This is a genomic window from Pseudomonas sp. S30, assembly GCF_016518545.1.
Lineage (GTDB): Bacteria > Pseudomonadota > Gammaproteobacteria > Pseudomonadales > Pseudomonadaceae > Aquipseudomonas.
The window spans coordinates 54,154-68,341 of record NZ_JACVTO010000021.1 but is presented as its reverse complement, the minus strand read 5'-3'; the positions used below and the strand labels follow the sequence as shown (position 1 = coordinate 68,341).

General features: G+C 65.5%; 12 protein-coding genes and 1 other RNA gene. 2 read left to right on the top strand and 11 right to left on the bottom strand.

What is annotated here, in order from left to right; genetic code table 11:
* Positions 1 to 14 precede the first annotated feature (14 nt).
* Together IAE34_RS20240 and IAE34_RS20235 are read left to right on the top strand one after the other, a co-directional pair.
* Positions 15 to 845: an ion transporter gene (locus IAE34_RS20240; protein WP_200140726.1), complete on the top strand. Its 831-nt coding sequence runs from the start codon at positions 15 to 17 to the stop codon at positions 843 to 845.
* 93 nt (positions 846 to 938) lie between these two features.
* A complete protein-coding gene (locus IAE34_RS20235) occupies positions 939 to 1,937 on the top strand; it encodes a sulfate ABC transporter substrate-binding protein (RefSeq protein ID WP_200140725.1) in 999 nt (332 codons plus the stop codon).
* A 49-nt stretch (positions 1,938 to 1,986) separates the two neighbouring features.
* Here the strand turns inward: IAE34_RS20235 and recR are convergent, their stop codons facing one another.
* The 11 genes from recR to zipA form a co-directional block, all read right to left on the bottom strand.
* Positions 1,987 to 2,589, bottom strand: coding sequence for a recombination mediator RecR (gene recR / locus IAE34_RS20230; protein WP_200140724.1), 603 nt, complete (start codon positions 2,587 to 2,589; stop codon positions 1,987 to 1,989).
* Positions 2,590 to 2,671: 82 nt separating this feature from the next.
* A complete protein-coding gene (locus IAE34_RS20225; RefSeq protein WP_200140723.1) occupies positions 2,672 to 3,007 on the bottom strand; it encodes a YbaB/EbfC family nucleoid-associated protein in 336 nt (111 codons plus the stop codon).
* A 63-nt stretch (positions 3,008 to 3,070) separates the two neighbouring features.
* Positions 3,071 to 5,125: a DNA polymerase III subunit gamma/tau gene (gene dnaX, locus IAE34_RS20220; protein WP_200140722.1), complete on the bottom strand. Its 2,055-nt coding sequence runs from the start codon at positions 5,123 to 5,125 to the stop codon at positions 3,071 to 3,073.
* 141 nt (positions 5,126 to 5,266) lie between these two features.
* Positions 5,267 to 7,204: a hypothetical protein gene (locus tag IAE34_RS20215; protein ID WP_200140721.1), complete on the bottom strand. Its 1,938-nt coding sequence runs from the start codon at positions 7,202 to 7,204 to the stop codon at positions 5,267 to 5,269.
* 9 nt (positions 7,205 to 7,213) lie between these two features.
* A complete protein-coding gene (locus IAE34_RS20210; RefSeq protein WP_200140720.1) occupies positions 7,214 to 7,639 on the bottom strand; it encodes a hypothetical protein in 426 nt (141 codons plus the stop codon).
* An 81-nt stretch (positions 7,640 to 7,720) separates the two neighbouring features.
* Positions 7,721 to 8,341, bottom strand: a complete 621-nt coding sequence (locus tag IAE34_RS20205; RefSeq protein WP_233631264.1) for a hypothetical protein — start codon at positions 8,339 to 8,341, stop codon at positions 7,721 to 7,723.
* Between the two features lies 1 nt (position 8,342).
* Positions 8,343 to 9,389, bottom strand: coding sequence for an N-acetylmuramidase family protein (locus IAE34_RS20200; protein WP_200140719.1), 1,047 nt, complete (start codon positions 9,387 to 9,389; stop codon positions 8,343 to 8,345).
* 198 nt (positions 9,390 to 9,587) lie between these two features.
* On the bottom strand, positions 9,588 to 10,370 hold the full coding sequence (locus tag IAE34_RS20195) for a transporter substrate-binding domain-containing protein (RefSeq protein ID WP_200140718.1): 783 nt from the start codon (positions 10,368 to 10,370) through the stop codon (positions 9,588 to 9,590).
* A gap of 240 nt (positions 10,371 to 10,610) precedes the next feature.
* An RNA gene (gene ffs, locus IAE34_RS20190) (signal recognition particle sRNA small type) lies at positions 10,611 to 10,707 on the bottom strand.
* Positions 10,708 to 10,888: 181 nt separating this feature from the next.
* Positions 10,889 to 13,219 (bottom strand): NAD-dependent DNA ligase LigA, encoded by a 2,331-nt coding sequence (gene ligA, locus IAE34_RS20185; RefSeq protein WP_200140717.1) that lies wholly within the window; start codon positions 13,217 to 13,219, stop codon positions 10,889 to 10,891.
* 87 nt (positions 13,220 to 13,306) lie between these two features.
* Positions 13,307 to 14,185: a cell division protein ZipA gene (zipA, locus tag IAE34_RS20180; RefSeq protein WP_200140716.1), complete on the bottom strand. Its 879-nt coding sequence runs from the start codon at positions 14,183 to 14,185 to the stop codon at positions 13,307 to 13,309.
* Positions 14,186 to 14,188 lie beyond the last annotated feature (3 nt).

The window sequence follows — 14,188 nt, the reverse complement described above, 5'->3', positions numbered from 1 at the left end:
GTGGAACACCTTCTATGGACACCCCTGCGAGCCTGCGCGAGCGGCTCTACGTCATCGTCTTCCAATCCGACACCGTGGCCGGCCGACGCTTCGACAAGACCTTGCTGGTCATCATCCTGGCCAGCCTGGTGACGGTCATTCTCGACAGCATCGATGCCGTGCATCGCAGCTATTCAGGGCTGCTGGCGGGCATCGAGTGGGGCTTCACCGCGATCTTCCTGGCCGAGTACCTGACCCGCCTGTACTGCTCGCCCAAGCCGCTGCGCTATGCCTTCAGCTTCTACGGGCTGGTCGACCTGCTGGCGATCGTGCCGGGCATCATCGCCCTGTACTACAGCGACGCGCAGTACCTGTTGATCGTGCGCGTGGTGCGCATGTTGCGGATCTTCCGCGTACTCAAGCTCGGCCCTTATCTCAAGCAGGCGCACTACCTGCTCGAGGCGCTGCGCGGCAGCAAGCAGAAGATCATCGTGTTCCTGGTCAGCGTCTCGACCCTGGTGACGGTGTTCGGCACCCTGATGTACGTGATCGAGGGGCCCGAACACGGCTTCACCAGCATTCCCAAAGGCATCTACTGGGCCATCGTCACCCTGACCACGGTGGGCTTCGGCGACATCGTGCCGAAGACGCCGCTGGGCCAGGTGCTGTCGTCGATGGTGATGATCATCGGTTACTCGATCATCGCCGTGCCCACGGGCATCTTCACCGCCGAGCTGGCCAACGCCATGCGTGGCGAACAGCTGCGCCACGATTGCCCGAGCTGCGCGAAAAACACCCACGAACCGTCAGCGGCGTTCTGCTCCCGCTGCGGCAACCCGCTGTTCCCGCGCAGCGGTGCAGCATAAGCCCAGATCGTTTTGATCTTTAAGGCCCCCAGAGCACACGGTTATAGTTGCTGGCAGTTTGCCAAACTTTCACGCACAACAAGGACTCATCCAGTGAAACGACTCTTCAGTGCCTCGCTGCTCGCCGCCGGGCTGACCCTGGGCACCCTCGCCCAGGCCGCCCCCACCCTGCTGAACGTCTCCTACGACGTGATGCGCGATTTCTACAAGGACTATAACCCGGCGTTCCAGAAACACTGGGAAGAGGAACACAAGGAGAAGGTCAACGTGCAGATGTCCTTCGGCGGCTCGAGCAAGCAGGCTCGCGCGGTGATCGATGGACTGCCGGCCGATGTCATCACCATGAACATGGCCACCGACATCAACGCGCTGGTCGACAACGGCAAGCTGGTGCCTGACGACTGGGTCACCCGCCTGCCCAACAACAGCGCGCCCTTCACCTCGGCCACGGTGTTCATCGTGCGCAAGGGCAATCCCAAGGCGCTCAAGGACTGGCCGGACCTGCTCAAGGACGGCGTGCAGGTGATCGTGCCCAATCCCAAGACCTCGGGCAATGGCCGCTACACCTACCTGTCGGCCTGGGGCTACGTGCTCAAGCAAGGGGGTGACGAGGCCAAGGCCCGCGAGTTCGTCGGCAAGCTGTTCAAGCAGGCACCGGTGCTCGACACCGGCGGCCGCGCGGCGACCACCACCTTCATGACCAACCAGATCGGCGACGTACTGGTGACATTCGAGAACGAAGCCGAGATGATCGCCCGCGAGTTCGGCCGCGATCAGTTCGAGGTGGTCTACCCGAGCGTGTCGGCCGAAGCCGAGCCGCCGGTGAGCGTGGTCGACAAGGTGGTCGCGCGCAAGGGCACCCAGGCGGTGGCCGAGGAATACCTGAAGTACCTGTGGTCCCCGGCCGCCCAGGAAATCGCTGCGCAGAACTACCTGCGCCCGCGTGACGCCACGGTGCTGGCCAAGTACACCGACCGCTTCCCGAAAGTGGACTTCCTCTCGGTGGAGAAGACCTTCGGCGACTGGCGTACGGTGCAGAAAACCCACTTCAACGACGGCGGTGTGTTCGACCAGATCTACAGCGGCCAGTAACCTCGGCGCGCAGGCCCTGCAGGCACGACCGACCGTTGCGCCTGCAGGACTACAGCGTAATCGGTCGGCGGCCGGCGAACGCATGGGCCAAAGTGCCACCATCCACCAACTCCAGCTCGCCGCCCAACGGCACGCCATGGGCGATCCGCGAGGCGGTCAGGCCCTTCTCGGCCAGCAACTGGGCGATGTAGTGCGCCGTCGCTTCGCCTTCCACCGTCGGGTTGGTGGCCAGGATCACCTCGGTGAAGCTGCCCTGCTCCTCGATCCGCGCCATCAGCTGCGGAATGCCGATGGCCTCCGGCCCCAGGCCGTCGAGCGGCGACAGGTGCCCCTTGAGCACGAAATAGCGGCCGCGGTAGCCGGTCTGCTCCACCGCATAGACATCCATCGGCCCCTCCACCACGCACAACTGGGTGTCGTCGCGGCGCGGGTCGGCGCACTGCGGGCACAGGTCCTGTTCGGTGAGGGTGCGGCACTGACGGCAGTGACCGACGCCCTCCATCGCCTGCTCCAGGGCCTGGGCCAGGCGCGTGCCACCGCTGCGGTCGCGTTCGAGCAGTTGCAGGGCCATGCGCTGGGCGGTTTTCTGGCCGACGCCGGGCAGCACGCGCAGGGCATCGATCAGTTGGCGGATCAGAGGGCTGAAGCTCATGGGGACAGGCCTGTGCTGGAACAGAATGAAGAAGGGAGCAGCGACCGGACGGTCGTGCTCCCTGTACGCGACGTGGTGCTGATCAGAACGGCATCTTGAAGCCTGGCGGCAGTTGCATGCCGGCGGTCATGTTGCCCATCTTGTCCTGGCTGTTCTGCTCGATCTTGCGCACGGCGTCGTTGAGCGCCGCGGCGATCAGGTCCTCGAGCACTTCCTTGTCGTCCGGATCGGTGGTCATCAGGCTGGCGTCGATGTTGACGCGCTTGACGTCGTGACGACCGGTCATCACCACGCTGACCAGACCTGCGCCGGCTTGACCGGTGACTTCCGCGCTGGCCAGCTCTTCCTGCATCTTGGCCATCTTTTCCTGCATCTGCTGGGCCTGCTTCATCAGGCCGGCCATGCCACCTTTCATCATGGGATGAGTCCTCGATTGGGTGATGTGCGCGCCTGGCGCGGGGCCAGGCACTAGGTATTCGTTCTACGGCTGCGAAACGCTCGGCGCAGCCTCCACGGGTTCGATTGTATCGTGGCGCACGCGCGCGCCGAACTGCTTGATCATCTGCTGGACGAGCGGGTCCTGCTCGATCGACACCTCGGCCTCGTGCTGGCGCTCGGCGCGCCTGCGCGCAGCAGCCTGGGCGGGGGTTTCCTGCTCGGGGCGGATCAGCTCGATCTGCAGGCGCAAGGTACGGCCCAGGTGCTGGTTGAGCGCCTCGTTCAGGCGGCGCTGCTGGGTGCTGTTGAACAGCGCGCCCTGCCCAGGATCCAGGTGCAGCAGCCAATCGTCGCCCTCGGCGCTTATCAGCGTGCAGTTGGCGGCGATGTTGCCCGTCATGCCCGAGACCGGCAACTGCGGGAACAATTCCAGCCATTGCAGGGCAAGGCCCGTGGCCGGCTTGGAGGCCGGCGGCGGTTCGGGCGGCGTGAGCGGCTCGGTTTCCTGCACGTGCTCGGCCAGTTCGTCCAGGTAGGTGAAGCTGGCTGGATCGGCCTCAGGGGCGTAGTCGTCCTCGTCCGAGGCGTCGTCGTCACCGCTCATGTCGACCGAGGCGTAGGCCTGTGGATCGAACGGCGGCTCGTCGTAGTCGGGCTGGGCGGCATGTGCCGGGGTGCTCGCTCGGGGCTCGGTGTCCGCTGAACGCTGCTCGACCTGGGGTGCCTCGGGCTCCTCCCATGGCAGATCAGTCACGTGCTCAGCGCTCGACGCGGCGGCAGGCTCGGCGTCGGCAGGCATCGCCTCGGTTGCCTGGGATTCACGCTCAGGCGCGACGGGCGCTGCATCTGCCGCCGCGACGGCAGCAGGCGCCGTATCGGCTTCAGGCTCCAGGTCCGCGATCGCCGGGGCGGCTGCAACCACGGCGGCCGCCGCGGCCACCGGCTTGGCAGGATCAGCTGTGGCCTGGCTGATCCCCACCGGCTTTAGCACCGGTGTCGGTGCGCCGTCGGCATCGGCCGGCCGGAAGGCCAGCATGCGCAGCAACACCATTTCGAAACCACCGCGTGGATCGGGCGCCAACGGCAGGTCGCGGCGGCCGATCAGGCCCATCTGGTAATAGAACTGCACGTCCTCGGCGGGCAATGCGGCGGCCAGGGCCAGCACGTGCTCGCGGTCGCCCTGGCCGTTGTCCACCGCCTCGGGCAGCGCCTGGGCGATGGCCACGCGGTGCAGCACATTGAGCATCTCGGCCAGTACGCCGCTCCAGTCCGGACCCTGCTCGGCCAGTTCGCGCACGGCCTCCAGCAATGCCCGTGCGTCGCCTTCGAGCAGCGCCTGGAGCACCCCGTAGACCTGGCCATGGTCCAGCGTGCCGAGCATCGCCCGCACGTCGGCCGCCAGCACCTTGCCCTCGCCGAAGGCGATGGCCTGGTCGGTGAGGCTCATGGCGTCGCGCATCGAGCCGTCGGCGGCGCGACCCAGCAGCCACAAGGCGTCCTGCTCGAACGGTACGTTCTCGGCGCCGAGCACATGGCTCAGGTGCTCGACCACCCGTTCCGGGCTCATGTTCTTCAGCGAGAACTGCAGGCAGCGCGACAGGATGGTGGCCGGCAGCTTCTGCGGGTCGGTGGTGGCGAGGATGAACTTGACGTAGGGCGGCGGCTCTTCCAGCGTCTTGAGCAAGGCGTTGAAGGAGTGGGTGGAGAGCATGTGCACTTCGTCGATCAGGTAGACCTTGAAGCGCCCGCGGCTCGGTGCGTATTGCACGTTGTCGAGCAGTTCGCGGGTGTCCTCGACCTTGGTGCGGCTGGCGGCGTCGATCTCGATCAGGTCGACGAAACGCCCCTCGTCGATCTCCCGGCACACCGAGCAGGTGCCGCAGGGCGTCGAGGTGATGCCGGTCTCGCAGTTCAGGCATTTGGCGATGATGCGCGCGATGGTGGTCTTGCCCACGCCTCGCGTGCCGGTGAACAGGTAGGCATGGTGCAGCCGCTGGTTGTCCAGGGCGTTGATCAATGCCTTGAGCACATGGGTCTGCCCGACCATCTCGCGGAACGAGCGGGGCCGCCATTTACGTGCAAGAACCTGATAACTCATCGAAAAACCATCGCAGCCAGAACCAGCGGAAGATCGCCAATGCTAGCGGAGCGGGGGCAAAATTGCACCCTGCACCGCTCGCCCTGGCCTGGCAGCGCGGCAAACGAGATCAACGGCGTCGCGCCGCGCTCTACACGCACCTCAGTAACCGTGCACCTGCCTGAATGGCTGGCCCTTGTGGTAGACCACCCATTCGTCCACGTCATAGGGCAGGTACAGGTGCCGACGCGCCCGTGACAGGGCGATGTAGACCGCGCAGATGCGGTTGTCGAAGGCGTAGGCGTCCTGGAATGGGTTGAGCGCCATCAGCTCCTGGGTCAGCAAAACCTGATCGAACTCCTGCCCTCCCGCCTCGTGGGCAGGCATCAGCAGCAGCCGGTCGGCCTCCTCGCTCAGGCGCGCGGCCAGCGCATTGACCTGGGCGACGCGAAAACCCTCGTGCAGACGGGCCTCGACCCACAGGAACGACTCGTCGAAGCGGTGCTGTTGGCGCACTTGAGTCCAGTCCAGGGTGTGGGCGAACGCCGGGTGGGCAGGCTCCTCGTCGCTGTCCGGGCCGTACAGGTCGGCGCGAAACAGGCGCACGGCATTGAGCATGAAGCGCTTCATCGCGGCGTTGTCGGCGAAGCCGATGCGGCATTGATTGTCGGCCAGTTGCAGCGCCCATTTCATCGAGTCCCAGTGCGAGGCGGTGAGCACCACGCAGCCCGGTGGCGGGACGAAATCCAGCGGGTAGTGCTCCAGCCCCACGTCCACGCTGCCTGCGCCTTCGAAGGCCAGCTTGGACTTGTTCGAATGTACGCCGATCAGCGGATTGATCAGCTTTTCGACCTTCGGCCCGCAGCGCACCGAGAACGCGATGTCGCGCTGGCGTACCTGGCGGCCCCGGCGCAGGCCAGGACCGTCCGCGCGCTGGTACTCGTCGCCCAGGGTGATCAATACCTGCCGACCCCGCTCGATGATCTGCAACAGCGGGCCGGGCATGTCCTGGCTCTCGTCGACGATCACATGGCTGTAGCGGCTCGGCACCTCGTGCCCGGCCAGGCAGGCGCGCTTGAGCAGCAGCAGCGTGGTGATGCCGGTGTGGCGATCCCACGCCGGGTGATCCTGCAGGTAGGTCCACAGGCGGCTGGCATATTCGAGCAGCACCTGGCCGTCCACCCTAGAGAGCGCCTGGGCGAAATGCGGCAGATGGCGCGGGCCGAGGCTGTGGTCGCGCGATTCGCAGTACAGCCTGAGCACCTCCAGGCAGATGTCCAGGGTCTTTTCGCCGTCGTACTGGCGAAAGCCCATGATGGCCAGGGTTTCGGCCACGGCGCGCTTGCTCGGCAGACGCGCGACCGCACGCGCCGGTGCCCGTCCAGGCCCGCTGAGCAGGGCCTGGGCAAGGTCGCCGAAAGTACTGCCGCGGCGCCCGCCGCCGATGCGCCGGCGCAGGGCGTCGAGCTTGTTCGGCGTGCGCGCCAGGGCCAGCACCCGGCCCCTGGGCAGGCAGTCGATCAACGCGCCGAGCAGGTAGCTCTTGCCGATACCCGCATAGCCCTGCACGTGCAGGTCCTCGTCGGGGTTGGCGCGCAGCACGCGCAGCAGCTTGTCCTGTTCGGCGGTGAGCCAGCGCTCCTTGTTCAGGCCCGTCACCGCCTGCTGGCTGAACGGGTTGTGGCGCTGGTGACGTCGCGCACGGAAACGGCTGTCCCAGGTGCCGTCGGGCAGCAGATAGGCGCACTCGGCCACTTCATCGGCGTCGAGCAGGTGCAGGCGCGAGCCCTTGAGCAGCTCCAGGCCGAAGTACAGCTGGTGGGCATCGAACACGCGCCGCGCCTCGCTGGCCAGGCTCACGCCGGGCGAACGCGGACCATGCACCGACCACTGCAGCAGCTTGGCCAGCATGCGCTCGGCCGCACTCGGGTCGAGGACCTGCTCGCGCGCCTGGGGCAGGTTCTGGATCACCAGCAGCGCCGCGAGTTGCGGATCGCCCAGCGCGTCCAGCCCGGCGGCGTCTTCGAGCAGGCCCTGGCAGACGTCCAGGCTGATCGGCAGGAACGCCGCACCGGCGAAATCGTAGTGTTCAGGTTGCATCGGCGCCGGTCATTCAGCGGAATCGGGATGGGGGTTGGCGTCCAGCTCGTAGGCATACGTGCCCAGCGAGCCGGACATGCCGCCCGGGTAGACGTGCCGCGCCCCCTGCTCCGCGCCGGCCTGGGCGAGGAGCGCGCCGTCCAGCTCGTGCAAGGCCAGGCTCAGCAGCTGGCGCAGGTCGGCGGCATTGCGTGCCGAGATGCTCAGGCGAAAGTCCAGGCCGGGCACAGGCGCGGTGTCGGGCGCCTGCGGCGCTTCGGCGGTACCCTGCGTGGCCTCGCCGAGGATGCGCTCGTGCTCCTCTTCCATCTGGTCGAGCAGGCGGGACAGTTCGAGCACGCGCTCGGGCTCGGCGGCCATCTGGTCCTTGATGAGCAAACGGCGGGCTTGCCAGTCGCGGATGCGCTGGCGGGTCAGATCGTCGACCTGATCCATGCTGAAGGCCTCTCTCAGGAATGGGTGGGCTGCGAGAGGCGCATCATAAGCCTGTTTGCCGAGAAATGCAGGTGCGGCGCCTCACTCCTTGGGCGGGACCAGCCCCGTGTACTGGTCCTGGCTGATCCAGCCAGTGAACGAGCGGTCCTCGTCGTTGAGGTATTCCACCTTGGCCCAGCCATCCTTCACCGCGAGCACGCCGACCACATCGTCCTTGACGATGTAGGGGCGCTTGGCGGCGCTGCCACGGGCCTGCTTGCGCAGGTAGGCCTTGTCGGCGGTGACCTTCAGCAGGCCGATCCACGGCTTGTCGGCGTAACGGCTCAGATCCAGCCCCGTGGCGATCTGCGGCATGATCACGCTGGGGCAACCGGAATGCTCGCGACCCTTGGGGATGGTGAGGGTTACGCCGTCGTCGGTGGCCTTGAGGCTACCGGGGAACCGGTCGTGTTCCCAGGTGGCCAGCGGCGCGACGCCGTCGGCCTGGATCGGCCCCTTGAAGTAGAACGCGCAGGTGCGGGTCACGCCCTGGCCAAGGGTTTCGGAATAGAAGCCCTCGACCTGATGATCGGGGGTGACGGCCAGCATCAGCGCGTCGTATTTGCCGGGCTTGAAGGCGGCGGCGTCGGCCTGTACGGCGCCCACCACGCCGATCAGCAAGGTGGCAGTGGCGAACAAACGGCGAGTGAACGAATGGCTCATGTCATTTCTTCCCTTCGAGGGCCTCGTAGGCTTTCCTGATGCGAACGTCGTAGTCGCCGTAGTCCGAGCCGTTGTAGCTGGTCGCCATGCCGACGTAGTCCTTGTTCTTCGCCGCCTTGATGAAGGCCGGGCGCTTGGTGCAGAAGCCCAGGAAACCCTTGAGCTGGGCGCCGGCATTGAGCTTCATGGCCGCGACGAACTCGAACACGTTGGCGTGACCACAGTCGGCGAAATTGAATCCCATCATCTGGAACATGCCCCAGGATGCAGATTGCAAAGCGGCATCCTGATCCAGGCCGAAGGCCGTGGCCATGGTCTCCCAGGCCTTGGCCTGGTCCTTGTTGTTGGTCTGCCACTGCGGCCCGGCCTTCTTGACGTACTTGTACGACAGCAGCGGATGGGTCTGGTCGTACTTGTGCTTGGTCAGGCGCTGAAACACGTGGCCTTCGAAGGCGATGACCGGCAGCTTCGCTGGGCCGAAACCCGAGCGCCCGCCGGACTCGACGGTGGCGAAGGCCTTGATCAAGTTGGCTGAAATACCGTTGCCCAACTGCTTGGCGGCGTTGTCGTAATCGGTGTCGCTGAGGCTGGTATTGCCGTCGCAGGTCACCTGCAGGACCATCGCCCGATTGCGCCGCTCGGCCTCGATCATCGCCCGCACACGGTCCAGGTAATGGTTGACCGTGCCCTGCACCTGGGCATCGCCGTTGTTGGCGAAGGCATTGATGAAGGTCGGCAGGCGCAGCGCCGGGCTGAGCTTGACCGGCACGCGCACGGCCTGTTCGATCAGGCTGTTGAAAGTACGCCCACGGGGATCGACCACGCCATCGGGGTGCGCGTACTTGAGCTGACGGAACTGATACTGGCTGATGCGCTGCACCAGTTGGTTGTCGCAACGGCCGTTTTCCGGCAGCGGGAAACCCATCTGCGCGCCGATCAGGTTGAACAGGTACTGAATGCACTGGACATCGGTCGGCACATTACGCGCCTTGCCGGGAGTGCCTACCGAAGCGCTGATAAGACTGGGAAGGCCTTGCAGGCTTTTCATAGGATTGCGTCCTTGCCAAGTGAGCGAAGTAATAGCATTTCAGTATCAAATGCGGACTTTTAGTTACACTTCGAAATACATGGCTGGGGAAACTAGCAAGGGCGTTTTGAGTTGTCCAGATGCGGCGCTTGCAGATGTGGAACAGGTCTTCGAACTGGCATTCGTCACGCCGGCGGGAACGCCCTATTCATCGCGGCTTCACTGCTTCAACCAGCGATCCATGATCTGCCCAAACTCGCCATTGGCCTTGGCCAGGTTCAGCCAGCCATCCACGTAGGCTTTGAACGGCACGTCGCCGCGCGGCAACATGATCGCCTTCTGCGCGTACTGCAGCGGCTGGTCCGGCTTGACCGGGCACAACTCCGGGTGCAGGCGGGCCTGCCAGCGCGTCTCGCTGGCATCGGTGACCATCACGTCGGCGCGGCCGTCGACGATCTCCTGGAAGATGCTGACATTGTCCGGGTGCAGAGTCAGCTGGGCGTGCTGGTAATGGCTGCGGGCGAAGCGCTCGTTGGTGCCGCCGGGATTGACGATGGCGCGGGTGCCAGGCTGGTCGATGGCGGCGAAGTCGGGAAACCTGCCCTGGTCGGCGCAGCGGATGATGGGCGCCTTGCCATCGACCAGGTGCGACTCGGCGAAGGCCACCCGCTTCAGGCGCTCGGTGGTGATGGAAATACCGCCCAGGGCCACGTCGCACTGCCGGGAGAAGTCATCGAGCAGGGTCGGCCAGGTGGTCTTGACGAACACCGGCTTGACCCCCAGCGAGGTGGCCAGGGATCGTGCCAGGTCGACGTCGATGCCTTCGAAGGTCTGGTCGGCGCGGTAGTAGCTGAAGGGTTTGTAGTCGCCGGTCATGCACACCCGCAGTTGGCCGGATTCGAGCACGCTGTCCAGCCGCGAGGGTGATACTGCGGCGATGTCCGCGGCGTGAGCGGCCAGCGGCAAGGTGCAGGCCAACAGGGGAAGCAGCAGCGCTTTCATGGGAGGGTCTCCTGACCGATCGAGGCCGCGCCTGGTGGCACGGTGGGCAAGAGAACATAGGGCTTTGAGGGCGGTTTGACTACGGAAATCGATCACATGGGGATCGAGGCCCAAGCTCAGGATGTATCGCGACAAGTTAGCCTCGACGAGCGAATCAACGGCCAAGTGGAGATCGATGAGGTAATCGAAGGCTATTCAGGCAGCGCCGGAGAGAATTTCCAAGCTCTGAAATGGAGGCAGCCCCACCAGCCACACCCCGGCACTCGATGTTCCCGCTGTGGCTGCTCCCTTCCGGGCCTGACCAGGTTAACGGGTAATCAATGCGGGGGGACCGGTGGGGCCACCATAACGCAGCTCATCAGGCGATGAGTGGCGCCATTGTACCGGGACGTGGGGAAGTTACAACCGTTGAGGTGAAAAAAGTCATCATTTCTCAAAGGGTTGGGACGCATACCAGGATCGTGGGACTTCTGCATCGGTAGACTGCGACGGCGAACCGCCGCGTCTACCAGGGCGACTCAGACCGCGACGCCCTGTCCTTCCAGAAACGCGACGAACGCGTCCTCGTCCAGCACCTTCACCCCCAGCTCACTGGCCTTGGCCAGCTTCGAGCCGGCGCCAGGCCCGGCCACCACGCAGTGGGTCTTGCCGGACACCGAGCCGGCCACCTTGGCCCCCAGGCTTTCCAGCTTCTCCTTGGCGATGTCGCGGCTCATGCGTTCCAGGGTGCCGGTCAGCACCCAGGTCTGGCCGGCCAGGGGCAAGCCGTCGGCGGTCTTCTTCTCGCTGTGCCAGTGCATGCCGAAGTCCGCCAGCTGGGCTTCGATCGCGCGGGCGAGCTGCTGGTTGGCCTCGACCTTGAAGAACTCGCGCACCGCTTCGGCCTGCTTGGTGTTGAGCGCCTGGCGCAGGTCGATGCCGTCGGCGGCGATGATCTTGTCCAGCGTGCCGAGCTTGTCCACCAGCTTCTCGGCACCAGTGGGGCCGACCGAGGGGATGTCGAGCTTGGCGAGCATGCCGGCCAGTGTCGTGCTGGCCGCGAACTCGGCAGCCAGCTCGCCTTCGTCCTGCAACTGCATGCCACTGGCGAGCAGTTGCGCGATCACTTCGCGGTTGTGCACGTCCTCGAAGAAGTTGTGAATCTCGTACGCCACTTCCAGGCCGATGTCGGGCAGGTAGGTGAGCACCTGCGGCAGCGCCACCTGCACCCGCGCCAGGCTGCCCAGCGAGCGGGCCAGCACCTTGGCGGTTTCCTCGCCGACATCGGGAATGCCCAGGGCGAAGATGAAGCGCGCCAGGGTCGGGGTCTTGCTCGCCTTGATGGCTTCCAGCAGCTTGCGGCTGGACACCTCGGCGAAGCCTTCGAGCTCGACCACCTGCTCGAACTGCAACTGGTACAGATCGGCCGGCGAGCGGATCAGTCCTTCGTCGACCAGCTGCTCCACGCTCTTCTCGCCCAGGCCATCGATGTCCAGCGCCCGGCGCGACACGTAATGGATGATCGCCTGCTTCAACTGCGCGCCACAGGCCAGGCGACCGACGCAGCGGTACACCGCGCCCTCGCTGGTGGTCTCGCGCCCCTTGCTGCGCTTGACCAGTTGCGTGCGCTCGACCTGCGAGCCGCACACCGGGCAGGCACTGGGCACCTCGACGACGCGGGCGTTTTCTGGACGGCGCTCGAGCACCACCTGCATGACCTGGGGAATCACGTCGCCGGCACGGCGAATGATCACCGTATCGCCGATGCGCAGCCCCAGGCGGGCGATCTCGTCCATGTTGTGCAGGGTGGCGTTGGACACGGTCACGCCCGCCACCTTGACCGGCTTGAGCCGCGCCACCGGGGTGACCGCACCGGTGCGGCCCACCTGGAACTCGACGTCGAGCACTTCGGTGAGCTCTTCCATGGCCGGGAATTTGTGGGCGATCGCCCAGCGCGGCTCGCGGGCGCGGAAGCCCAGTTCGCGTTGCGACGCCAGGCTGTTGACCTTGAACACCACGCCGTCGATTTCGTAGGGCAGCGCCGTGCGCCGTGCGCCGATGTCGTGATAATAGGCCAGGCACTGCTCGATGCCGGCGGCATGCTTGAGTTCGGGGCTGATGGGCAGGCCCCAGACCTTGAGCTGTTCGAGCGTGGCGATGTGGCTGTCGCCGACACTGGCCGAGGTCTGACCGACGCCATAGCAGCAGAACTCCAGCGGGCGGCTGGCGGTGATCTTCGAGTCGAGCTGGCGCAGGCTGCCGGCCGCGGCGTTGCGCGGGTTGGCGAAGGTCTTGCCGCCGACCTCGGCCTGGGCGGCGTTCAGCCGCTCGAAGCCGGCCTTGCTCATGTACACCTCGCCGCGCACCTCCAGCACCTCGGGCCAGCCCTTGCCGTGAAGCTTGAGCGGCACATTGCGGATGGTGCGCACATTGGTGCTGATGTCCTCGCCCGTGGTGCCATCGCCCCGGGTGGCGCCCTGCACCAACTGGCCGTCGCGGTACAGCAGGCTGACCGCCAGGCCGTCGAGCTTGGGCTCGCAGCTGTAGTCCACTGCCTCGCCCTGGTCGAGCCCTTCCACCACACGGCGGCCGAACTCGCGCAGGTCGTCTTCCTCGAAGGCGTTGCCCAGGCTGAGCATGGGGATTTCGTGGCGCACCTGGGAAAAGGCGGCCAGCGCCGCGCCGCCGACCCGCTGGGTGGGCGAATCCGGGGTGACCAGGTGCGGGTGCTCGGCTTCGAGAGCCTTGAGGGCGTTGAACAGCCGGTCGTATTCGGCATCCGGCACACTGGGTTCGTCCAGCACATAGTAGCGGTAGTTGTGCTGGTCCAGCTCGGCGCGCAGTTCGTGGATTCGGTTTTCGGCGTTCATTTTCATCTTCTCTTGCAAAACAAAAAAGCAGCCTGAGGGGGCTGCTCTTGTGCTTGAACCCTGGCGGACGACAGGTCCACCGTGCGATCAGCGCTTCTGGGTCAGCGCGCGGCGCTCGAACTCGACGATGCGCTGACGGTAGTGCTCGATGGTCTGGGCGGTCAGCACACTGCGCTGATCGTCCTTGAGTTCGCCGTCCAGCTCGTGTGCCAGCTTGCGTGCGGCGGCCACCATCACGTCGAAGGCCTGCTTGGGATGACGCGGGCCTGGCAGGCCGAGGAAGAAGCTCACGGCGCGGGTGCTGAAGTGATCGATGTCGTCCAGGTCGAAGATTCCTGGCTTGACGGCGTTGGCCATGGAGAACAGCACTTCGCCGTGACCGGCCATGCTTTCGTGGCGGTGGAAGATGTCCATTTCGCCGAAACGCAGGCCGCTTTCGAGGATGTTCTGCAACAGCGCCGGGCCTCGGAAGCCACCTTCATCACGAGAAATGACGCTGATCACCAGCACTTCCTCCACCGGAGGCAGTTCCTTCGCGGCATTGTTGCCGCTGGCGAAGCCGGTGTTGCGCGAGGTGTCAGCGACGACTTCGTCACCTGAATCGGCGAACAGATCGGGTTCACGCGGCTCGGCGACCAGGGGCGCCTCGTGCGAATGGGATTCGCTGGCGGCTCGCTTGCCCCGCTTGGGCGGCTTGACGGGCTTGGCATCGCGCTCGCGCTCAGGGGCGCTCATCGATGGCAGGTCGGATTCGTCCAGCTCGGGTTCTTTATGCGTGTCCAGTACGCGTGCAGGGCCGAGCACCTCGGCACCGCCTTCGTCGTCCGGCAGGTTGGAATAGCTGCGATCCAGACGGAATTTCAACTTGCCCTTTCCGCCGCGCATACGGCGCCAGCCGTCGAAAAGAATACCGGCGATGACAATGATGCCGATGACGATCAGCCACTCGCGCAGACCGATTTCCATGTA